The sequence below is a fragment of the Mycolicibacterium thermoresistibile genome, assembly GCF_900187065.1.
Taxonomy (GTDB): Bacteria; Actinomycetota; Actinomycetes; order Mycobacteriales; family Mycobacteriaceae; genus Mycobacterium; species Mycobacterium thermoresistibile.
Genome location: NZ_LT906483.1, coordinates 1,946,613 through 1,966,514, shown reverse-complemented (window position 1 = coordinate 1,966,514; position 19,902 = coordinate 1,946,613). Strand labels below are relative to the sequence as shown.

General features: G+C 70.1%; 20 protein-coding genes. 9 read left to right on the top strand and 11 right to left on the bottom strand.

Features of this window, described 5'->3' with window-relative positions; translation table 11 throughout:
* The first annotated feature begins 28 nt into the window (after positions 1 to 28).
* Positions 29 to 1,063: an ACR3 family arsenite efflux transporter gene (gene arsB, locus CKW28_RS09180; RefSeq protein WP_003924715.1), complete on the top strand. Its 1,035-nt coding sequence runs from the start codon at positions 29 to 31 to the stop codon at positions 1,061 to 1,063.
* Entirely contained in the window at positions 1,060 to 1,545 is a 486-nt protein-coding gene (locus CKW28_RS09175; protein ID WP_003924713.1) for an arsenate reductase ArsC, read from the top strand. The genes arsB and CKW28_RS09175 overlap by 4 nt, the downstream gene beginning before the upstream one ends.
* Here CKW28_RS09175 and CKW28_RS09170 read toward each other — a convergent pair.
* The 4 genes from CKW28_RS09170 to ctaC all read right to left on the bottom strand — a co-directional run bounded on the left by CKW28_RS09170 (position 1,490) and on the right by ctaC (position 4,685).
* The gene (locus tag CKW28_RS09170; protein ID WP_003924712.1) at positions 1,490 to 2,116 is read right to left on the bottom strand and encodes a DUF2561 family protein; all 627 of its coding nucleotides are present in this window, start codon (positions 2,114 to 2,116) and stop codon (positions 1,490 to 1,492) included. The two genes, CKW28_RS09175 and CKW28_RS09170, sit on opposite strands and share 56 nt — an antisense overlap.
* A 29-nt stretch (positions 2,117 to 2,145) precedes the next feature.
* Positions 2,146 to 3,039, bottom strand: a complete 894-nt coding sequence (locus tag CKW28_RS09165) for an MmpS family transport accessory protein (RefSeq protein WP_003924710.1) — start codon at positions 3,037 to 3,039, stop codon at positions 2,146 to 2,148.
* 188 nt (positions 3,040 to 3,227) lie between these two features.
* Positions 3,228 to 3,647: a cytochrome c oxidase subunit 4 gene (locus CKW28_RS09160; protein WP_003924709.1), complete on the bottom strand. Its 420-nt coding sequence runs from the start codon at positions 3,645 to 3,647 to the stop codon at positions 3,228 to 3,230.
* Between the two features lie 9 nt (positions 3,648 to 3,656).
* The gene (ctaC, locus tag CKW28_RS09155) at positions 3,657 to 4,685 is read right to left on the bottom strand and encodes an aa3-type cytochrome oxidase subunit II (RefSeq protein ID WP_040546336.1); all 1,029 of its coding nucleotides are present in this window, start codon (positions 4,683 to 4,685) and stop codon (positions 3,657 to 3,659) included.
* Between the two features lie 141 nt (positions 4,686 to 4,826).
* On the opposite strand from ctaC, the gene asnB reads away from it, so the two are divergent.
* Positions 4,827 to 6,770, top strand: coding sequence for an asparagine synthase (glutamine-hydrolyzing) (gene asnB, locus CKW28_RS09150; protein WP_003924705.1), 1,944 nt, complete (start codon positions 4,827 to 4,829; stop codon positions 6,768 to 6,770).
* Positions 6,771 to 6,972: 202 nt separating this feature from the next.
* Here asnB and CKW28_RS09145 read toward each other — a convergent pair whose 3' ends face one another.
* On the bottom strand, positions 6,973 to 7,947 hold the full coding sequence (locus tag CKW28_RS09145) for a carbohydrate kinase family protein (RefSeq protein WP_003924704.1): 975 nt from the start codon (positions 7,945 to 7,947) through the stop codon (positions 6,973 to 6,975).
* Positions 7,948 to 8,214: 267 nt separating this feature from the next.
* Between CKW28_RS09145 and CKW28_RS09140 the strand changes: the two genes are divergently transcribed.
* Positions 8,215 to 8,778 carry an Rv0361 family membrane protein gene (locus CKW28_RS09140; protein WP_003924702.1) on the top strand — a complete coding sequence of 188 codons (564 nt, stop codon included), beginning with the start codon at positions 8,215 to 8,217 and terminating at the stop codon, positions 8,776 to 8,778.
* 40 nt (positions 8,779 to 8,818) lie between these two features.
* Here CKW28_RS09140 and CKW28_RS09135 read toward each other — a convergent pair whose 3' ends face one another.
* Together CKW28_RS09135 and CKW28_RS09130 are read right to left on the bottom strand one after the other, a co-directional pair.
* Positions 8,819 to 9,181 carry a HesB/IscA family protein gene (locus tag CKW28_RS09135; protein ID WP_003924700.1) on the bottom strand — a complete coding sequence of 121 codons (363 nt, stop codon included), beginning with the start codon at positions 9,179 to 9,181 and terminating at the stop codon, positions 8,819 to 8,821.
* A gap of 123 nt (positions 9,182 to 9,304) precedes the next feature.
* A complete protein-coding gene (locus CKW28_RS09130) occupies positions 9,305 to 10,420 on the bottom strand; it encodes a glycerate kinase family protein (protein WP_003924699.1) in 1,116 nt (371 codons plus the stop codon).
* 23 nt (positions 10,421 to 10,443) lie between these two features.
* Here CKW28_RS09130 and CKW28_RS09125 point away from each other — a divergent pair, with 23 nt between their 5' ends.
* The 4 genes from CKW28_RS09125 to CKW28_RS09110 are packed head-to-tail and all read left to right on the top strand — an operon-like array spanning position 10,444 to position 13,490.
* The gene (locus CKW28_RS09125; RefSeq protein WP_040546332.1) at positions 10,444 to 11,181 is read left to right on the top strand and encodes a DUF3043 domain-containing protein; all 738 of its coding nucleotides are present in this window, start codon (positions 10,444 to 10,446) and stop codon (positions 11,179 to 11,181) included.
* A 7-nt stretch (positions 11,182 to 11,188) separates the two neighbouring features.
* Positions 11,189 to 11,719, top strand: a complete 531-nt coding sequence (locus CKW28_RS09120) for a bifunctional adenosylcobinamide kinase/adenosylcobinamide-phosphate guanylyltransferase (RefSeq protein WP_003924696.1) — start codon at positions 11,189 to 11,191, stop codon at positions 11,717 to 11,719.
* On the top strand, positions 11,716 to 12,768 hold the full coding sequence (cobT, locus tag CKW28_RS09115) for a nicotinate-nucleotide--dimethylbenzimidazole phosphoribosyltransferase (RefSeq protein WP_003924695.1): 1,053 nt from the start codon (positions 11,716 to 11,718) through the stop codon (positions 12,766 to 12,768). Before CKW28_RS09120 ends, cobT begins: the two co-directional genes overlap by 4 nt.
* Positions 12,765 to 13,490 (top strand): adenosylcobinamide-GDP ribazoletransferase, encoded by a 726-nt coding sequence (locus CKW28_RS09110; RefSeq protein WP_003924694.1) that lies wholly within the window; start codon positions 12,765 to 12,767, stop codon positions 13,488 to 13,490. Before cobT ends, CKW28_RS09110 begins: the two co-directional genes overlap by 4 nt.
* 67 nt (positions 13,491 to 13,557) lie before the next feature.
* Here CKW28_RS09110 and CKW28_RS09105 read toward each other — a convergent pair whose 3' ends face one another.
* Both CKW28_RS09105 and gcvT read right to left on the bottom strand, forming a co-directional pair.
* Positions 13,558 to 14,664, bottom strand: a complete 1,107-nt coding sequence (locus tag CKW28_RS09105; RefSeq protein WP_003924693.1) for a branched-chain amino acid aminotransferase — start codon at positions 14,662 to 14,664, stop codon at positions 13,558 to 13,560.
* Between the two features lie 22 nt (positions 14,665 to 14,686).
* The gene (gcvT, locus tag CKW28_RS09100) at positions 14,687 to 15,781 is read right to left on the bottom strand and encodes a glycine cleavage system aminomethyltransferase GcvT (RefSeq protein ID WP_040546385.1); all 1,095 of its coding nucleotides are present in this window, start codon (positions 15,779 to 15,781) and stop codon (positions 14,687 to 14,689) included.
* 29 nt (positions 15,782 to 15,810) lie between these two features.
* On the opposite strand from gcvT, the gene CKW28_RS09095 reads away from it, so the two are divergent.
* A complete protein-coding gene (locus CKW28_RS09095) occupies positions 15,811 to 17,349 on the top strand; it encodes a leucyl aminopeptidase (protein ID WP_234785048.1) in 1,539 nt (512 codons plus the stop codon).
* 314 nt (positions 17,350 to 17,663) lie between these two features.
* On the opposite strand, the gene CKW28_RS09090 is transcribed toward CKW28_RS09095, so the two are convergent.
* Complete coding sequence (locus tag CKW28_RS09090; protein ID WP_003924690.1) at positions 17,664 to 19,424, bottom strand: SDR family oxidoreductase; 1,761 nt, start codon at positions 19,422 to 19,424, stop codon at positions 17,664 to 17,666.
* A gap of 65 nt (positions 19,425 to 19,489) precedes the next feature.
* Positions 19,490 to 19,855, bottom strand: coding sequence for a hypothetical protein (locus CKW28_RS09085; RefSeq protein ID WP_003924689.1), 366 nt, complete (start codon positions 19,853 to 19,855; stop codon positions 19,490 to 19,492).
* Positions 19,856 to 19,902 lie beyond the last annotated feature (47 nt).

The following is a 19,902-nucleotide window of genomic DNA, read 5'->3' as shown; positions in this document are numbered from 1 at the left end:
GGCATCGCCCCCGCCCGTCGTCGGCAGGATGTCGGTTCTGGACCGGTACCTGACCGTCTGGATCGGTGCCGCCATGATTGCCGGCCTGCTGCTGGGACGCTGGATTCCCGGCCTGAACACCGCGCTGGAAAGCGTTGCGATCGACGGTATTTCACTTCCCATCGCACTCGGGCTACTGATCATGATGTACCCGGTGTTGGCCAAGGTGCGTTATGACCGGCTCGACACCGTCACCGGTGACCGCCGCCTGCTGCTGTCCTCGCTGGTGCTCAACTGGGTGTTCGGCCCGGCCCTGATGTTCGCGCTGGCCTGGCTGCTGCTACCCGATCTGCCGGAGTACCGCACCGGGCTGATCATCGTCGGCCTGGCCCGCTGTATCGCGATGGTCATCATCTGGAACGACTTGGCTTGCGGTGACCGCGAAGCCGCCGCCGTGCTGGTCGCGCTCAACTCGATCTTCCAGGTCATCATGTTCGCCGTGCTGGGCTGGTTCTACCTGTCGGTGCTGCCCGGCTGGCTCGGCCTGGAACAGACGACCATCGATACCTCGCCATGGCAGATCGCCAAATCGGTACTGATCTTCCTCGGTATCCCTCTGCTGGCCGGATACCTGTCCCGGCGCGTCGGTGAACGCACCAAGGGCCGCGACTGGTACGAGTCGATATTTCTGCCCCGGGTCAGCCCCTGGGCGTTGTACGGGTTACTGTTCACCGTCGTGATTCTCTTTGCGTTGCAAGGGGATCAGATCACCAACCGACCGCTCGACGTGACCCGCATCGCGCTTCCGTTACTGGCCTACTTCACCATCATGTGGGGCGGCGGCTACCTGACCGGTGCTGCGCTGGGCCTGGGCTATGAACGCACCACCACCCTGGCGTTCACCGCCGCCGGCAACAACTTCGAACTCGCCATCGCGGTAGCGATCGCCACCTACGGCGCCACCTCCGGGCAGGCCCTGGCCACCGTCGTCGGACCACTGATCGAAGTGCCGGTGCTCGTCGCACTGATCTACGTATCCCTGGCGCTGCGCCAACGTTTCGAAAGGACACCGCTCGCCCCATGACTTCCGATTCCGCGACCGACAACCCCACACCATCTGTTCTGTTCGTCTGCGTGCACAATGCCGGCCGTTCCCAGATGGCCGCTGGTTTCCTCACCGCTCTCGCAGGGGGCCGCATCGAGGTCCGCTCGGCGGGCAGTGCTCCGGCGGACCAACTCAACCCCGCCGCCGTCGAAGCGATGGCCGAAGTCGGCATCGACATCTCCACCCACCAACCCAAGGTGCTGACCACCGACGCGGTACAGGCCTCCGATGTCGTGATCACCATGGGCTGCGGTGACACCTGCCCGATATTTCCCGGCAGGTCCTACCGTGACTGGGTGCTCGACGATCCGGCCGGCAAGGATCTCGACGACGTGCGCCGGATCCGGGACGACATCAAGGCCAGAGTCGAGGATCTCATCGCCGAGCTCGATCCCCCGCCGGACCTCAACGCTCGTGATCGACCAGTTCCCGCAACTCGCGCAGGAACCACCACCCGATGACCGGCATCGCGACGGTGATCAGCCCGGCGACGGCATAGCAGCCCCACCCGGCGCCGGTCGCGTCCACCGCCATCAGGTACGTCGCTGCACCGATCAGCAGCGTCGCGGCCCCGATGGCACTGAAGATGGCCAGCCCGGCGCGCAGCCAGATCTGATCGATCGCGGCCAGCGGTAGGCGCCTGCCCCGGTCGGCGGGCAGTGGTTGGCCACGGCGCACCCCCGGATCGGCGGCGGGGCCGAATGCCCGCGGTGGCCGGGCGGGCGCTGCACCGCGCGGGGCACCGGGACCCACCGGCGGTCGGGCCGCGGGCTCCGCTTCGTCGCCGGCGCTGCGCCGCGCCCGCAGCAGCAGCGGCACGGCGGCGATGATGATCAGCGCCGACACCGCGATGACGGTGTAGAGCAGCCATGGTGTGCCGGCCTCCTCCGCCGGGGCGGGCCGCCCCCGGCCGAGATCGACCAGCCCGACCACCGCGGCCACCGCCGCCCCCACCGCGGCCAGCCACAGGATCGCGCACACGCCCATCAGGATGCGGTCGGTGTTGTCGAACCGACTGTGTCCGGTGTCCATACCTCTACGCTCTCAGCGGTTCCCGATCGTCAGCAGCTCGTCTGAGCCGCGTTGTTGTGGTTCGACGACAGCACCTCGCCGTCGCTGGTGGTGATCGTGCAATTGAGCTTGCTGACCAAGAACAGGCTCGACGCCTGCACCGAGCCGATCTCCGACTGGGAGATCGGCGTCACGGTGAACGTCCACGGGATGTAGACGTTGCGTTGGGTGCGGCTGCGGCCGGAGGCGTCGGTGAACGTCACCGTGATGATGTCCCCGGGTGCCTTCGTACCGGTCACCGAGTAGGTCACCTGCCGGGGTCCGGCCGGGGTGGTCGTGGTGGTCGTCGTGGTGGTGGCCGGCGGCGGCTGTTCGGTCGTCGTCGCCGGGGGCGGCGGCTCCTCGGCCGGCGGGGGCGGCGGAGGCGGCGGCTCCTGGGTCACCGTCACCGTCTCCGGGGGCGGGGGCGGCGGCGGAGGTTCGGTGGTCTCCGGCGGCGGTGGGGGCGGCGGCGTGGTCGTGGTGATCTCGTCCTGGACCGGCGGCGCCGTGGACGTGGAGGTCTCCGGCGTCGCCAGGGTCTCGGTGTCGGTGCTGGTCACCAACAGCGACACCGACACCACCAGCGCCACCGCGGCGATGATGGCCGCGACACCGACCACCCACGGCCAGCGCGGGGGCGGCTGGTCGGCGACGGCTGCGTCATAGTCGTCGTAGTCGTACAGCGCGGCATCGGGCGGCACGTACGGCCCGCTGCTGAACTGCTCGGACTCCGGCGCCGAGTACGCCCGCGAGTAGAAGTCCGTCTCGGCGGTCTCCGGGGCGTGGTCAGCAACGTCGTCCGAAGGTTGCTCCGGATCCGGCTGATCGCCAGCCCGACCCGATTCCGGTTCCGGCCGATCGGACCCGGCAGAGTCCGATCCTGGGGGATTCGGCCCGCTCATCTACGCCTATCCTTCTCCGACTACTTCACCGGCGGATGATCGCGTCCTGGCCGCGCTCGGTGTCGGCCAGCGCGTAGCCACACTACCCAAACGCCACCCGCGAGCGAACAGCGCAGCGCGGGTGGCGGGGTGACTTTTGCTCCTATTGTGACCTTCACCTGGGCCGGGGAGCAGGGCCGGTATCGAACTCAGTGCTTCTCGGGGCCGATGTGGTATTCGAACACCAGGCCGGCGACCGCGGCGATGACCATCGCGACCGCCGCCGTGAACAGCCACCACAGCCCCAGCGCCAGCCCCACGCCGACGGTGGAGAACGCCGCGGCGATCAGGATCGGCCACCAGCTGTGCGGGCTGAAGAAGCCCAGTTCACCGGCGCCGTCGCTGATCTCGGCGTCCTCGTAGTCCTCGGGCCGGGTGTCGAGGCGACGGGCTACGAACCGGAAGAAGGTGCCGATGATCAGCGTGAGCCCGGCGGTCATCACCAGGGCGGTGGAGCCGGCCCACTCAACTCCCCCGTCCGCGAACATGCCGGTCAGCACGGCGTACACGATCGCCGTGAGGACGAAGAACGCGGTCAGGATCTCGAAAATTCTGGCTTCGATATGCATGGTCGCCCTTTACCTGCTCGCCTGCGGCGGCACCTGCTCACCCCGCCGGGAATCGAACGGGGAGGTGGTGATCGCGGTGGGTTCCTGGTTGATCGCCAGCAGCGCCTCGGCATTGCTGGCCCCGCCGATCCGCTCCTGCATGTAGGCCTTGAAGTCGTTGGGCTCCACAACGCGGATCTCGAAGTTCATCATGGCGTGGTAGGTGCCGCACATCTCGGCGCAGCGCCCGACGAACGCGCCGGTCTGGTTGATCTCGCTGATCTGGAAGATGTGGTCGGAGTTGTTGGCCTGCGGATCGGGCATGACGTCCCGCTTGAACAGGAACTCCGGCACCCAGAACGCGTGGATGACGTCGGCCGACGCGATCTGGAACTCGATGCGCTTACCGGCCGGAAGCACCAGCACCGGAATCTCGCTGGTGGTGCCCACCGTCTCGACCTCGTTGAAGTTCAGGTACGAGCGGTCCTGGGGGTTGGCGCCGTGCACCGCGCCGCGGATCTCCTGGCCGTGCTCGTCGACGCCCTCGGGGATGGACGCCACCGCGGCCTTGCGCTCCTCGTCACGGCCGTCGTAGGTGAACGTGCCGTCCTTGAAGTTCACCGACTGGTAGCCGAACTTCCAGTTCCACTGGAAGGCGGTCACGTCGACGACCACCTCGGGGTCGGGTTCCTTGTGCAGCATCCGCTCCTGCACCACCACGGTGAAGTAGAACAGCACCGAGATGATCAGGAACGGGGTCACGGTGAGCACCAGCTCCAGCGGCATGTTGTAGCCGAACTGACGCGGTAGCTCGGTGTCGCCCTTCTTCTTACGGTGGAATGCGCATGTCCAGAAGGTCAGACCCCATACGATCGCGCCGACCACCAATGAGGCGATCACCGACCCGATCCACAGTTCCCGGTTGACGTGGGCTTCGGGCGTGATGCCCTTGGGCCACCCCAGACCGAGCACGTCCGACCAGCTGCACCCGCTGAGTAGCAGTGCCATCCCGGCAAGGACGACTGACAACGCCACCACCCGGAGTCGGCGAGGTGTCACGCTGGCGCCTCCTACTAGAAGTCGAAGAACCCGACCGCGGAGCGGCCGGTGACCTGTTGTGCGAATACGCGAATACTACGCAGCGTAGACCACGCCGGGTACTGCGCTCGACACACCTCGGCGATTCGGCATACTGACGCGGTGTGCGGACTGCTGGCTTACCTACGTGACCCGTCCGCGGAGGCTTCCGGCGACCTGGTGACCGCGGTCTCCAAGGCGTCGGCGATGATGCGTCACCGCGGCCCCGACGAGCCCGGGACCTGGGCTGATGACCCGGATGCGGCGACCGTCGTCTTCGGATTCAACCGGTTGTCGATCATCGACATCGCCCACAGCCACCAGCCGCTGCGGTGGGGGCCACCGGATTCCCCCGAACGTTACGTGCTGGTGTTCAACGGGGAGATCTACAACTACGTCGAACTGCGCGAGACGCTGCGCGACGAATTCGGTGCGAGATTCGTCACTGACGGCGACGGCGAGGCGATCATCGCCGCCTACCACCACTGGGGCACCGCGGCGCTGAACCGGTTGCGCGGGATGTTCGCGTTCGCGTTGTGGGACACCGAGCGCGGTGAGCTGTTCTGCGCCCGCGACCCGTTCGGCATCAAGCCGCTGTTCATGGCCACCGGCCCGGGCGGCGCCGCGTTCGGCAGCGAGAAGAAATCGCTGTTGGAGCTGGCGCCGCTGCTGGGTGTCGACCTGGATCTCGACGAACGCGCGGTGCAGCACTACACGGTGCTGCAGTACGTGCCCGAGCCGGAGACCCTGCACCGGGGCATCCGGCGGCTGGAATCGGGCTGTTACGCGCGGATGCGGCCCGGACAGCAGCCCGAGATCACCCGCTACTTCCGCCCGCGGTTCACCGCGGTGCCGTTCAGCACCGGAACCGCCGACGAGCGCTACGCGGAGATCACCGCGGCGCTGGAGGATTCGGTCGCCAAGCATATGCGCGCCGACGTCACCGTCGGGGCGTTCCTGTCCGGCGGCATCGACTCGACGGCGATCGCGGCACTGGCCATGCGGCACAACCCGCGGCTGATCACGTTCACCACCGGTTTCGAGCGGGAGGGGTTCTCCGAGGTCGATGTGGCCGTCGCCTCCGCCGAGGCGATCGGGGCGCGGCACGTCACCAAGGTGGTGACCCAGGCCGAGTTCGTCGAGGCGCTACCGGAGATCGTGTGGTACCTCGACGATCCGGTGGCCGACCCGGCGCTGGTGCCGCTGTTCTTCATCGCCCGGGAGGCCCGCAAGCACGTCAAGGTGGTGCTGTCCGGTGAGGGCGCCGACGAGTTGTTCGGCGGATACACCATCTACCGCGAGCCGCTGTCGCTCAAACCGTTCGACTATCTGCCCCGCCGGCTGCGCCGGTCGGTGGGCCGGATGTCGAATCCGCTGCCCGAGGGGATGCGGGGCAAGAGCCTGCTGCACCGGGGCTCGCTCACCCTCGAGGAGCGCTACTACGGCAACGCGCGCAGTTTCTCCGACGCCCAGTTGCGGGCGGTGCTGCGCCAGTTCCGGCCGGAGTGGACGCACACCGATGTCACCGCCCCGATCTACGCCGAGTCGGTGGGCTGGGATCCGGTCGCCCGGATGCAGCATGTCGACCTGTTCACCTGGCTGCGCGGCGACATCCTGGTCAAGGCCGACAAGATGACGATGGCCAACTCGCTGGAGTTGCGGGTGCCGTTCTTGGATCCGGAGGTCTTCGCGGTGGCGTCCCGGCTGCCGCTGGAGCAGAAGATCACCCGGTCCACCACCAAGTACGCGCTGCGCCGCGCCTTGGAGTCGGTGGTGCCGGCGCATGTGCTCAACCGTCCGAAACTCGGTTTCCCGGTGCCGATCCGGCACTGGCTGCGGGCCGGCGAACTCCTGGACTGGGCCTACCAGCTGGTGGGGTCGTCGCAGGCCTCCGAGCTGATCGATCTGGCGGCGGTGCGTCGGATGCTCGACGAGCACCGGGTGGGTGAGAGCGATCACAGCCGCCGGCTGTGGACGGTGCTGATCTTTCTGCTGTGGCACGCGATCTTCATCGAGCGGACCGTCACCCCGACGATCCGGGAACCGCACTACCCCGTGCAGCTCTGACCCCGCGCCCCCACTCACCGAACGTGCATTCCATGCGGCCCACGGCCGGATTCAGCGCACGGAATACACGTTCGGCGCGAGACCTTCGGCGCCCTGAGACCCCGGCGCTGAGACTCCGGCGGCCCCGAGACCCCGGCGCCCTGAGACCCCGGCGCCCCGAGACCTTCGGTGCGAGACTCCGGCGCCCTGAGACCCGGCGCCCTCAGGGCAGGGCTGGGGCGATCTCCGCGGCGGCCTCGGCGCCGTAGGCGTCGGCGAGCCGGCGCAGGGCGTCCTCGCGGTCCCACACCCACTCCTGCGGGCCGGGCGCCTCCAGCACCAGGACCGCCACCAGCGACGCCAGCTGCGCCGAGCGTTCCAGGCTCAGGCCGGCGCTGCGCCCGGTCAGGAACCCCGCCCGGAACGCGTCGCCGATGCCGGTGGGATCGACCCGCTCCTTCTCGGGCACCACGCCGACGTGCACGAAGGTGCCGTCGGAGCTGACCAGATCGACGCCCTTGGGGCCCAGCGTGGTCACCCGCAGGCCGATCTGGCTCATCACCTGGGCCTCGGACCATCCGGTCTTGGTGAGCAGCAGATCCCACTCGTAGTCGTTGGTGAACAGGTAGGTGGCGCCGTTGATCAGCCGGCGAATCTCCTCGCCGCTGAGCCGGGCCAGCTGCTGGGACGGGTCGGCCGCGAACGCCAACCCCAGCTCACGGCACTCCTCGGTGTGCCGGAACATCGCCTCGGGATCGTTGGCGCCGATGATCACCAGTTCCGGGGTGCCGATCCGGGCCACCACGTCGGCCAGCGAGATGTTGCGCGCCTCCGACATCGCGCCCGGGTAGAACGACGCGATCTGGGCCATGTCCTCATCGCTGGTGCAGACGAACCGGGCGGTGTAGGCGGTCTCGGACAGCAGCACACAGCCGCAGTCGACGTTGACCGACTCCAGCCACTGCCGGTACTCGGCGAAATCGGGGCCGGCCGCGCCCACCAGGGCGACGCTGCCGCCCAGCCGTCCGATCGCGTAGGCCATGTTGCCCGCCACCCCGCCGCGGTGCACCACCAGGTCGTCGACGAGGAAGCTCAGCGACACCTTCTGCAGGTGATCGGCCAGCAGCTGCTCGGAGAACTTGCCCGGGAACCGCATCAGATGGTCGGTGGCGATGGAACCGGTCACCGCAATGGTCACGTGACGTCAACCCTTCAATCGTCGAACCGTCGGAGATGCTTAATCATGCTAACGATCGGATGGGCCCGACAGTTGCGCTAACCTGCCTACAAGTGCCCGTCCGGTCACTGTAGACAGGCCCCAGTAATCCAGACTCAGCCACCCAGACTTCCGGGGGAGCAACTTTTGACTGGTCCATATCCGTACCCCGACCAGTTTCGCGCCCAACAACCCGTACCGAAACCACCCGGATCGGAACCGCCCGTCCCGGGCCCCGACGACCCCGGTGTGCCGTATCCGGAACCCGCGGGCTCGGCCTATCCGGGGATGCTGCCACCACCGGTGCAGTACCCCGGACGCCGGTGGCGCCGGGTGCTGACGGTGCTGGCGGTGATCGGGGTGGTGGTCGGTGCCGGAGCCGCGGTGGTGTTCGCCACCCGGGGCGGCTCGGGCCGGCCCGGCGCCGGATTCACCGAGACCGCGGCCAGGGCCGAGATCCAGCGGTATCTGGACGCGCTCGCCGACGGTGACGACGAGACGGTCGCCCGCCACGCCCTGTGCGGCATGTACGACGAGGTCAAGCAGCGGCGGTCGGATCTCGAGGTGGCCACCCTCAACAGCGACGCGTTCCGCAAACAGTACGACCGTGCCGAGGTGACCGGCATCGACAAGATGGTGCGGTTGTCGGTCAACCAGGCCCGGGTGTTGTTCAGCATGCGGGTCGTGCCGGCCGGCGGCACGAGCGCCCGGGAACCCGCCGAGACCGAGGTTCAGGGCATCGCCGAACTGCTGTACCAGGACAACGAGATCCTGGTGTGCAACTACCTGGTGCGCACCGGCAGTCAGTACTGACCGGCGCGCCCCAGGTCGGTCGGACTCGAACGCCCGCTCGTCAGTTGAACGAGTCGCCGCAGGCGCAGGAGCCGGTGGCGTTCGGGTTGTCGATCGTGAAGCCCTGCTTCTCGATGGTGTCGACGAAATCGATCGTGGCGCCCTCCACGTAGGGGGCGCTCATCCGGTCGACGGTCAGCGTGACACCACCGAATTCGGCGGTGAGATCGCCGTCGAGCTGACGGTCGTCGAAGAAGAGGTTGTATCGCAGACCGGCGCAGCCACCCGGTTGCACGGCGATCCGCAGCGCCAGATCGTCACGGCCCTCCTGGTCCAGCAGCGCCTTGGCCTTCGACGCGGCCGCTTCGGTCAGGATGACGCCGTGGGTCTTGGTGCCAGTCGCCGAGTCGTCCTGAACAGTCATTGCACTCCCCTGTTGCCGTTCGTGGGCGGGTAATCGCTCTTACGAAGCTGACAGCCCCGGCAGGCCAGCTGACGGTTCTGCCCAGTCCACTTCCTCAACGGTACCTTGTCGGCGGGCTATTCCTCACGCCGTCCGGCCGTCGCCGCCCCAGTGTGCCGCGACCCACTCGGCCAGTCCGGTCAGCTGATTCGCCGCGTCGCTCATCGCCCGCTGCGCCGAACCGGCGTACTCGGCCAGCGAGTGGGCCGCGGCGATGCCCGCGGCGCGCATCGCCGCGGCGTCCAACTGCACCTGACCGGCCAGCACCACCACCGGGACCCGGTGGGAGCGGGCCGCGCCGGCCAGCGCGCTGACCACCTTGCCGTGCACCGACTGATGGTCGAGCCGGCCTTCGCCGGTGAGGATCAGATCGGCCGCGGCGATGTCGTCGGCCAACCCGGTGTGCTCGGCGATGACCGCCGCACCGGAGGTGCGGCGCGCACCGAGGGCCAGCAGGGCGGCGCCCAGTCCCCCGGCGGCGCCGGCCCCGGGTTCGGCGCTGACGTCGCGCCCGGCCGCCCGCGCGAGTTCGACCGCCCATGCGGCCAGCCGGTCCTCGAGCCGTGCCACGGTGGCCGGGTCGGCGCCCTTCTGCGGGCCGAACACCCGCGCGGCACCCATCGGCCCGAGCAGCGGATGCTCCACATCGGTGGCGGCGATCAGTTCGACGTCGGCCAGCGCGGCGCGGGCGTCGGCGATGGTCCCGAACGCCTCGAACATGCCGCGGCCGCCGTCGGTGCAGCTGCTGCCGCCGAGGCCGATCACGAGGCGCCGCGCGCCGGCGGCCAGCGCGGCGGCGACGAGTTGCCCGACACCACGGCTGTGCGCGGCCTCGGCCGTGGTCGGGTCGGGCGGGCGCGGCAGCAGGGTGAGCCCGCAGGCCTGGGCGCATTCCAGGTAGGCGGTGGCTGGATCGGCCGGGTCGAACAGCCAGTCGGCGGACACATCGGCCGACGACTCGGCCGACAGGGGGCCGTCCACCCGGGTGGTGCGCACCTCCCCCAGCCGGGTGGCGAGCACGTCGACGAAGCCGGGACCGCCGTCGGATTGGGGTGCGGGGGTGATCTCGTCGTGGGGGCGGCCGCGGCGCCATCCGGCGGCGATCGCCTCCGCGGCCCGGACCGCGGTGAGGGTGCCGCCGAACGAGTCGGGGGCGATCAGGACGTGTCGTGCCGCGCTGTCCGGCTGCCGGCCCACCATCCGAGCAGACTAATCTGGACGGTGTGAATCTGCTGGGCCGGAAGAAGGACAACGCACAGACGACCGCGGGATCGACGGGCGCCGACACCGCCGCCACCACCGATCCGGTGTCGTCCGGCGACTCGTCCGACACCGGCTCCGGAAAGACGACCCGGAGCGAACGCAGGCGTCGCAAGGAGTCCCGGACCACCCCGCCCAAGGGCCGTCCCACCCCGAAGCGTTCCGAGTCCGCCCGCCGGCGCGGCCCGGTGGCCCCGGCGCCGATGACCGCCGCGGAGGCCCGTCGCCGCCGCAAGGAACTGCGCAAGTCGATGAGCAAGGAGGAGCGCAAGGCGCTGCGGGCCGAGCGTCGCGCACAGCTCAACGAGCGGCGGGAACGGATGATGGCCGGCGAGGAGGACTTCCTGCTGCCGCGGGACAAGGGCCCGGTGCGGCGGTATGTCCGCGACATCGTCGACGCCCGGCGCAACGTGCTGGGCCTGTTCATGCCGGCCGCGCTGGCCCTGATCTTCGTGATGTTGTCGGTGCCCTCGGTCGAGGTGCAGGCGGCGATGTCACCGGCGATGCTCGGCCTGATGGTGATCATGCTGATCGACGCGTTCGTGCTGGGCCGCAAGGTCAACCGCATGGTCGACGCGAAGTTCCCGGACAACACCGAAACCGGTTGGCGGCTGGGCTTCTACGCGGCCAGCCGGGCCTCGCAGCTGCGCCGGATGCGGGCCCCGCGGCCGCAGGTGGAACGCGGCGCCGAGATCACCTGACGCTGACGTGCGCATCCTGGTGCTCGGCGGAATCCGATCGGGGAAGTCGCAGTGGGCGGAGACCGCACTGGCCGACGCGGTTGGTGACGCCCCGGCGCGCTATCTGGCCACCGGCCGCGTCCCCGACGCCGACACCGACTGGGCCGCGCGGGTGTCGGCGCACCGGCGACGCCGCCCCGCCCATTGGTCGACGTGCGAAACCACCGATGTGGCAACGCAGTTGCGAACGTATCCGGATCTGCCCACGATGATCGACGATGTGGGTGGGTGGCTCACCGCCACCATGGACCGGCACGACGCCTGGTCCGGCGGATCGGTGACCGCCGACACCGACGAACTCGTCGCGGCGGTGGCCGATTTCCGCTCCACCCTGCTGGTGGTGAGCCCGGAGGTCGGGCTCAGCGTGGTGCCGACCACCGCGGTCGGCCGGCGGTTCGCCGATGCGCTGGGCACGCTCAATCAGCGATTGGCCCGGGTGTGTGACCGGGTGGTGCTGGTCGTCGCCGGTCAACCGGTCACGGTCAAGGAGCCCGTGTGAGCACCGTGGACATCGGCCCGGTCGAGCCGCCCGACGAGGCGGCCGCCGCGGCGGCGCGGGCGCGCCAGGGTGAGCTGACCAAGCCGGCCGGATCGCTGGGCCGGCTGGAGGACCTGTCGGTGTGGGTGGCCTCCTGCCAGAGCCTTTGTCCGCCACGCCAATTCGAGCGCGCCCGGGTGGTGGTGTTCGCCGGCGACCACGGTGTCGCCCGGGCCGGGGTGTCCGCCTACCCGGTGGAGGTGACCGCCCAGATGATGGCGAACTTCCAGACCGGCGGCGCGGCGATCAATGTGCTGGCCGGGGTCGCCGGGGCGGGTGTGCGGGTGGTCGACATGGCCGTCGACGTCGACGAACCGCTCACCGAGGCAATCGGGCGGCACAAGATCCGCCGCGGCAGCGGCAACATCGCGGTCGAGGACGCCCTCACCGCCGAGCAGACCGTCGCGGCCGTGCAGGCCGGCCGGCGCATCGCCGACGAGGAGGTGGACGCCGGCGCCGATCTGCTCATCGCCGGTGACATGGGCATCGGAAACACCACGGCGGCAACGGCTCTGATCGGGACTCTGACCGACACCGAACCGGTGGCGGTGATCGGGCGGGGCACCGGGATCGACGACACCGGATGGATGCGTAAGACCGCCGCGGTGCGCGACGCGATGTTCCGGGCGCGCCGCGCCGGATCGGATCCGATCACGCTGCTGCGGGTGTGCGGCGGTGCGGATCTGGCGGCGATCACCGGTTTGTTGGCCCAGGCCGCGGTGCGCCGCACCCCGGTGCTGCTGGACGGTCTGGTCTCGGCGGCCGCGGCGCTGCTGGCCGAACAGCTCGCGCCCGGCGCGCGGCAGTGGTGGCAGGCGGGCCACCGCTCCACCGAACCCGCGCACGCGCTGGCGCTGCAGCGCCTCGAGCTGGAACCGATCCTGGATCTGGGGATGCGGCTCGGCGAGGGCACCGGGGCGGCGATGGCGTTGCCGGTGGTGCGGGCCGCGGTGGCCGTGCTGGCGGACATGGCCACCTTCGACGAGGCCCGGGTGAGCACCGGGCCGTGATCAGACCGCTGGCCGGCGCCTTCGCGTTCGGCACCGTGCTGCCGGGCCCCGCCGACGCCGGCCTGGGCCGTGGGACGGTGACCGCGCTGCCGGTGGTGGGCATGGCGCTCGGCGCGCTGGCCGCCGCGGTGCTGACCGCCGCGGGCTGGGCATTCGGCGCCGGCAGCGCCCTGGCCGGGGTGTTGACGGTGGCGGTGTTGTTGCTGCTCACCCGGGGCCTGCACATCGACGGGTTGGCCGACACCGTCGACGGTCTGGGTTGTTACGGTCCGCCCGAGCGGGCGCTGGCGGTGATGCGGGACGGGTCCGCCGGCCCGTTCGGGGTGGCGGCCGTGGTGGTGGCCGTCGTCGTCCAGGCGCTGGCGTTGGCCGAGCTGTCGGCGCTCGGGGTGATCGTGGCGCTGACGGCCGGCCGGGTGGCCGCGGTCCTGGCGTGCCGCCGGTCGGTGCCGGCCGCGGCGGGCAGCAGCCTGGGGGCCGCGGTGGCGGGCAGTCAGCCGGTCGCGGTGGTGGCCGGCTGGGTGGCCGCGGTGGCGGTGCTGGCGGTGTGGGCCGGTCCGCGGCCGTGGCAGGGCCCGGTGGCGGTGCTGGTCGCGTTGGGATGTGCCGCGCTGCTGGTGGCGCACTGCGTGCGGCGGTTCGGTGGTGTCACCGGCGATGTGCTCGGCGCGGTGATCGAGGTGGCCACCACCGTCGCGGCCGTCGGCCTCGCGGTGCGCTGACGGTATCCGGCGTTCAGTTCGGCGCCGGCGTTCAGTTCGGCGCCGGCGTTCAGTTCGGGGCCGTCGTTCAGTTCAACCGGGTCATCCAGCCGTGGGTGTCGGCGAAGGTGCCGCGCTGGATGCCGGTCAGGGTGTCGCGCAGCGCCATGGTGACCTCACCGGGCTCACCGTCGGCGATCGTGAACTCCCCGTCGGCATGTTTGACGTGCGACACCGGGGTGATCACCGCGGCGGTGCCGCAGGCGAACACCTCGGTGATCTCGCCGGCGGCCGCCTTCTTCTGCCATTCGTCGACGTCGATCTTGCGTTCCTCGACGGTGAAGCCGGCGTCGGTGGCCAACTGCAGCAACGAGAGTCGGGTGATGCCGGGCAGCAGTGAGCCGGACAGCTCCGGGGTGACGAGCCGCGCCGAACCGCCGCTCCCGAAGACGAAGAACAGGTTCATCCCGCCCATCTCCTCGACGTAGCGGTGTTCGATGGCGTCCAGCCACACCACCTGATCGCAGCCCTGTTCGGCGGCCTGGGCCTGCGCCAGCAGCGAGGCCGCGTAGTTGCCGCCGAACTTCACCGCGCCGGTGCCGCCCGGGCAGGCCCGCACGTACTCGGTGGTCAGCCACACGCTGACCGGTCTGATGCCGCGCGGGAAGTACGCCCCGGCCGGCGAGGCGATCACCATGTAGCGGTATTCCTTCGACGGCCGCACCCCGAGCCCGGGTTCGGTGGCGAAGATGAACGGCCGCAGATACAGCGACTCCTCACCGCCGGCAGCCGGCACCCACGACTCGTCGACGGCGATGAGCTGGCGCAGCGATTCGAGGAACACCTCTTCGGGCAGCTCCGGAATCGCCAGCCGGCGCGCCGACGTGTTCAGCCGGGTGGCGTTGGCCTCGGGCCGGAACGACACGATCGACCCGTCGGCCCAGCGGTAGGCCTTGAGTCCCTCGAAGACCTCCTGGGCGTAGTGCAGCACGATCGCCGACGGGTCGAGTTGGATCGGTCCGTACGGCAGCACCCGGGCGTTGTGCCAACCGTTCTCTTCGGTGTAGTCGATCGACACCATGTGATCGGTGTAATAACGGCCGAACCCGGGATCGGCCAGAATCTGGGCTCGTACCTCGTCGCTCGCCGGATTCGCGTTGCGCTCAACGGTGAACTCGAGGGGGCCGTCAGTCATGTCCCGATTGTAAACCGGCCCGCTAGCGGGTTTTCACCTCGACGAACGGCGGCTTGACCACCTCGCAGCCGATCCGCCTGCCGCGCACGTCGACGCTGACCCGCGCACCGTCGGGGATGCCGTGCTCGGTGTCGATCAACGCCAGCGCGATCCCGACTTTCAGGGTCGGCGAGAACGTGCCCGACGTGGTGGTGCCGACCACGGTGTCGCCGTCGTAGACGCTGAGCCCGGCGCGCAGCACCCCGCGGTCCACCGCCCTGAGCCCGCGCAGCAGCCGCCGCGGGCCGGCCTGTTTCTCGGCCAGCAGCGCGTCGCGGCCCCAGAACCGCTCCTTCTTCCAGCCCACCGCCCAGCCGCAGCGGGCCTCCAGCGGGGAGATGTCCGGCGACAGCTCGTGGCCGTGCAGCGGGTAACCCATCTCGGTGCGCAGCGTGTCGCGGGCGCCCAGCCCGGCGAGCTGCCCGCCGGCCGCCTGCACCGCGTCCACCAGCGCGTCGAACACCGGCAGGGCCGACTCCCACGGGGGCAGCACCTCGTAGCCGTGTTCGCCGGTGTATCCGGTGCGGCAGACCCGCACCTCGACCCCGTTGAGGGTGGCGTCGGTGAAGGCCATGTAGTCCATGTCGACCGGCAGTCCCAACCCGGACAGCACGTCGGCGGATCTCGGTCCCTGCACCGCGAACACGGCGTGGGCGCGGTGCTCGTCGATCACCTCGACCCCGGCCGGGGCGTGCCGGCGCAGCAGGTCGACCACGGTGGCGTTGTTGGCGGCGTTGGGCACCAAAAAGATCTCGTCGTCGGAGATGTAGTAGGCGATCAGATCGTCGACCACGCCACCGGATTCGGTGCAGCACAAGGTGTACTGCGCGCTGCCGGGACCGATCCGGCGCAGATCGTTGGTGAACGCCGAGTTGACGAAGTCCGCGGCGCCGGGCCCGCGCACCCGCGCCTTGCCCAGATGGCTGACGTCGAACAGCCCGACCGTGGTGCGCGTCGCGGTGTGCTCGCTGACCGTGCCGGCGTAGGACACCGGCATCAGCCAGCCGCCGAATTCGGCGAAATTGGCACCGAGTTGACGGTGTCGCTCCTCGAGAGGCCCGTGCTGGATATCGCTCACCCCGGTCACCCTAGCTATCGTTGAGCCTCGTGAGTCCCGCAACACCTGGCTATCAGGCCCCCAATGTGACCGTCAGTACCTCCCTGCCGAGCAGCGGCGTCGACGAGGCGGTGCTGATCATCCCCGTCGTCAAGGCCGAGAACGGCGATGATCCGGACACCGGGACCCCCGCGGTGCTGGCCGCCGACCGGTATCTGCCCGATGCGGCCGTCGGTGCGATCGAGTCGGCGCTGACCGCCGTCGGCGGGACCGGCGCCGAGGGTCAGGTGCACCGGTTGGTGATCGACTCGCTGCCGGTGGCCAGTGTGCTGACGATCGGGATGGGCAGCAGGCGCGACGAGTGGCCGGCCGATGTGGTGCGCCGGGCCGCCGGCACCGCCGCGCGCTCGCTGGACAAGACCGCGGCGGCGGTGACCACGCTGTCGGCGGTGGATCTGGAGGCCACCGTCGAGGGACTGATCATGGGCGCCTACCGGTTCACCGAGTTCCGCAGCGACAAGACCGCCCCCAAGGACGACGGGCTGCGGTCGGTCACGGTGCTGACGTCCGAAGCGGACGCGGCCGAGTCCGCGGTGCGGCGGGCCACCCAGGTCGCCTCCGCGGTGGCGATCGCCCGGGATTTCGTGAACACCCCTCCCAGCCACCTGTATCCGGACGAATTCGCCCGTCGGGCAAAGGCTTTGGGCGAGTCGGCCGGGCTGACCGTGGAGGTGCTCGACGAGAAGGCGCTGGCCGAGGCCGGGTACGGCGGGATCGTCGGCGTCGGTCAGGGGTCGTCGCGGCCGCCGCGGCTGGTGCGGCTGACCCACCGGGGCGGCGACGGCGAGAACCGGAAGAAGGTGGCGCTGGTCGGCAAGGGCATCACCTTCGACACCGGCGGCATCTCGATCAAGCCGGCCGCCAACATGCACCACATGACGTCGGACATGAGCGGCGCCGCGGCGGTGATCGCGACCATGGTGCTGGTGGCGCAGCAGCAGCTGCCGATCGACGTGATCGCCACCGTGCCGATGGCCGAGAACATGCCGTCGGCCACCGCGCAGCGGCCCGGCGACGTGCTGACCCAGTACGGCGGCACCACCGTCGAGGTGCTCAACACCGACGCCGAGGGCCGGTTGATCCTGGCCGACGCGATCGTGCGGGCGTGTGAGGACGAACCGGACTATCTGATCGAGACCTCGACGCTGACCGGTGCGCAGACCATCGCGCTGGGGGCGCGCACCCCGGGCGTGATGGGAAGTGACGAGTTCCGCGACCGGGTGGCCGCCCTGTCCCAGCGGGTCGGCGAGAACGGCTGGGCGATGCCGCTGCCCGAGGAGCTGAAAGAGGAACTGAAGTCGACGGTCGCCGATCTGGCCAATGTGGGCTCGTCCCGGTATGCGGGCATGCTGCTCGCGGGCGCGTTCCTGCGGGAGTTCGTCGCCGACGGGGTGCAGTGGGCGCACATCGACATCGCCGCCCCGGCCTACAACACCGGCAGCCCGTGGGGTTACACCCCCAAGGGCGGCACCGGGGTGCCGACGCGCACGCTGTTCGCGGTCCTCAAGGACATCTGCCGGAACGGCTGAGCCCGGACGCGGGCCGGGCCCGACGGTCGGCGCGGTCGGCGCGGTCGGCGGGTGAACGTGCACCCACCGCGGTGAACGTGCACCCACCGCGGTGAACGTGCAGCCGCCGCCTCCAGCGTGAACCAGCGGCGTGATTCCTCCGGATTTCCCACCCTGGCGGCACGATCGCCGCCGCCCCGGCACACCCGGCACCGCCACTGCACAGTCACCACCGCCGCCGCACTCTCACCGTCGGCGGTGCACCTGCCCCCCGGTTCGCTACAGCCGGTTCGCTACAGCCGGTTCGCTACAGCCGGTTCGCTACAGCCGGCCCGCTACAGCACCCGGCCGCGCGCGGTGCTGCGCAACGCCTGCGGCAGCACCCGCGACACGCCGTAGACGAAGTACGCCTCCGGCATCACCGGCCGGATCGGCTTGTTCTGCTTGACCGCCGAGACGATCGCCTTGGCGGCCTTGTCCGGCCCGAACCGGCGCAGCGCGAACAGCTTCTGCAACTGTTCGCGGCGGGTGTCGACCACATCGTCGAGCCCGTCCGGGGCGTTGAACCGGGTGCTGCCGATGATGTTGGTGTTCACCGTGCTCGGGCAGATGGTGGTCAGCATGATGCCGGCCGAATCGAGTTCGGCCCGAAGGCAGTCGGAGAACATGTACACCGCGGCCTTGGAGGTGCAGTAGGCGTTCAGCGACTGCAGCGGTGCGTAGGACGCCATCGAGGCGATGTTGACGATGTGGCCGCCGGTGCCGCGTTCGACCAGCCGCGGCGCGAAGGCCCGGCAGCCGTTGACCACCCCGCCGAGGTTGACCTCGAGCACCCGGTCCCACTGATCGCGCGGAGTGTCGAGGAACCGGCCGGCGTGGCCGATGCCGGCGTTGTTGACGACGATGTCGGGCACCCCGTGCCGGGCGCACACCTCGTCGGCGAACCGGTCGACCGCGGCGGCGTCGGACACGTCGAGCTGATAGGCGTGTGCCACTCCCCCGCGGGCCGCGATCTCCGCGGCGGTGTCCTTGGCGGTGGCCTCGTCGATGTCGCTGACGATCACCTCGGCGCCTTCCCTGGCGAACGCCAGCGCGGTCTCCCGGCCGATGCCGCCGCCGGCTCCGGTGATGGCGACCAGCATGTCGCCGAAGTACTCGCGCGGACGGCCGACCTGCGCGCGCAGCAGGGCACGGCCGGCCGGCGCGCCGGCGAGGTGGTCGGCGAGTTCGGTGACCGCGGTGGCCAGCACCTGCGGATGCGACATCGGCGACCAGTGGCCGGCCTTGATGTCACGCCGCCACAGTCTCGACACCCAGCGGTCGGTCTCGTCGTACACGTGCGGCCGCACGTAGGGGTCGCGGGTGTTGACGATCAACTGCACCGGAACCCGCACGAAGTGGTCGGTGCGGGCGTGTCTGAGGGTGCGCAAGAAGTTGGCGCCGTACACCTTGATGCTGCGAGCGGCGTCGGCGGCGAAGGTGTCGGAGTGGTGCAGCCGGTCGGCGGGAACCCCGTCGCGCAGCCGCAGCGACCGCCGCAACGCCTTGCTCAGCACACCGCGCACCAGCAGTGGCGCCAGCACCGGAATCGAGAAGAACCCCATGTAGGACAGCCGCAGCAGCTGCGTCAGCGACCGCAGGAACCGGCGCGGCCGGTACGGCGCCGCCAACCCGTCCAGGACGTACCGGGCCAGGTGGTCACCGCTGGGCCCGGAGACCGAGGTGAACGACGCGATGCGGTCCTCGGCCTCGGGCCGGGCCAGGTACTCCCACACCCCCGCCGAACCCCAGTCGTGGGCCAGCACGTGCACCCGCTGTCCGGGGGCCAGCGCGTCGATGACGGCGCCGAAGTCGTCGGCGTACCGCGCCATGGTGTGGTCGGCGACACGCCTGGGCGCCGTCGTCCGGCCGACACCGCGGTTGTCGTAGCGGATGATCCGGAACCGGTCGGCCAGCAGCGGCGCCACCGAGTCCCAGACCACGTGCGAGTCCGGCCATCCGTGCACCAGCACCACGGTCGGCCCGTCGGGGTTGCCCTCTTCGTAGGCCGCGATGCGGACACCACCGCTGCTGTCGATGAAGTGCTCGGTTGCCATCAGCCCTCCGCTGGTTCGATACCCCTGGTATCGAACGGCCCGCGCGGGGCGGTGTCAAGACGCGGTCAGCGCTCTTCGAGTTCGCGGCGGGCGGCGCGTTTGCGCTCGATGCGGCGCCGGGCGTCGTAGTCGCGCATCCGCTGGGGGTAGCCGACCTTCTCCACGTCGTAGACCGGGATCTTGAGCCGGTCGGCCAGCCGCCGGGCGCCGGCCTCTCCCCCGGCCGGCCGCCGGGTCCACTGCCCGTCGGCCGCCACCAGCACCACGGTGACGTCGGTGACGGTGGTCTTGGGCTCGATGAAACCCTCCACGCCGCCCTCGGCGCCGCCGTGTTCGGCGACCCACCGGCGCAGATACGTCAGATCGGATTCGCGGTCGTGGCCGGCACGACGCGTGGTGCGGCTCCGGCGCAGCCGGTCGAACAGTCCCACCCGGGCGGACTCCTCACTGGTTACGGAACGCTGGGTCAACTTCTGAT

What these genes read in the sequence shown, in the direction of transcription:
- CKW28_RS09135 (WP_003924700.1), bottom strand. Translation starts at nt 9,181, where the DNA reads ATGACTGTTCAGGACGACTCGGCGACTGGCACCAAGACCCACGGCGTC.
- CKW28_RS09160 (WP_003924709.1), bottom strand. Translation starts at nt 3,647, where the DNA reads ATGCATATCGAAGCCAGAATTTTCGAGATCCTGACCGCGTTCTTCGTC.
- CKW28_RS09170 (WP_003924712.1), bottom strand. Translation starts at nt 2,116, where the DNA reads ATGGACACCGGACACAGTCGGTTCGACAACACCGACCGCATCCTGATG.
- CKW28_RS09165 (WP_003924710.1), bottom strand. Translation starts at nt 3,039, where the DNA reads ATGAGCGGGCCGAATCCCCCAGGATCGGACTCTGCCGGGTCCGATCGG.
- CKW28_RS09090 (WP_003924690.1), bottom strand. Translation starts at nt 19,424, where the DNA reads ATGGCAACCGAGCACTTCATCGACAGCAGCGGTGGTGTCCGCATCGCG.
- CKW28_RS09105 (WP_003924693.1), bottom strand. Translation starts at nt 14,664, where the DNA reads ATGACTGACGGCCCCCTCGAGTTCACCGTTGAGCGCAACGCGAATCCG.
- arsB (WP_003924715.1), top strand. Translation starts at nt 29, where the DNA reads ATGTCGGTTCTGGACCGGTACCTGACCGTCTGGATCGGTGCCGCCATG.
- CKW28_RS09175 (WP_003924713.1), top strand. Translation starts at nt 1,060, where the DNA reads ATGACTTCCGATTCCGCGACCGACAACCCCACACCATCTGTTCTGTTC.
- CKW28_RS09130 (WP_003924699.1), bottom strand. Translation starts at nt 10,420, where the DNA reads ATGGTGGGCCGGCAGCCGGACAGCGCGGCACGACACGTCCTGATCGCC.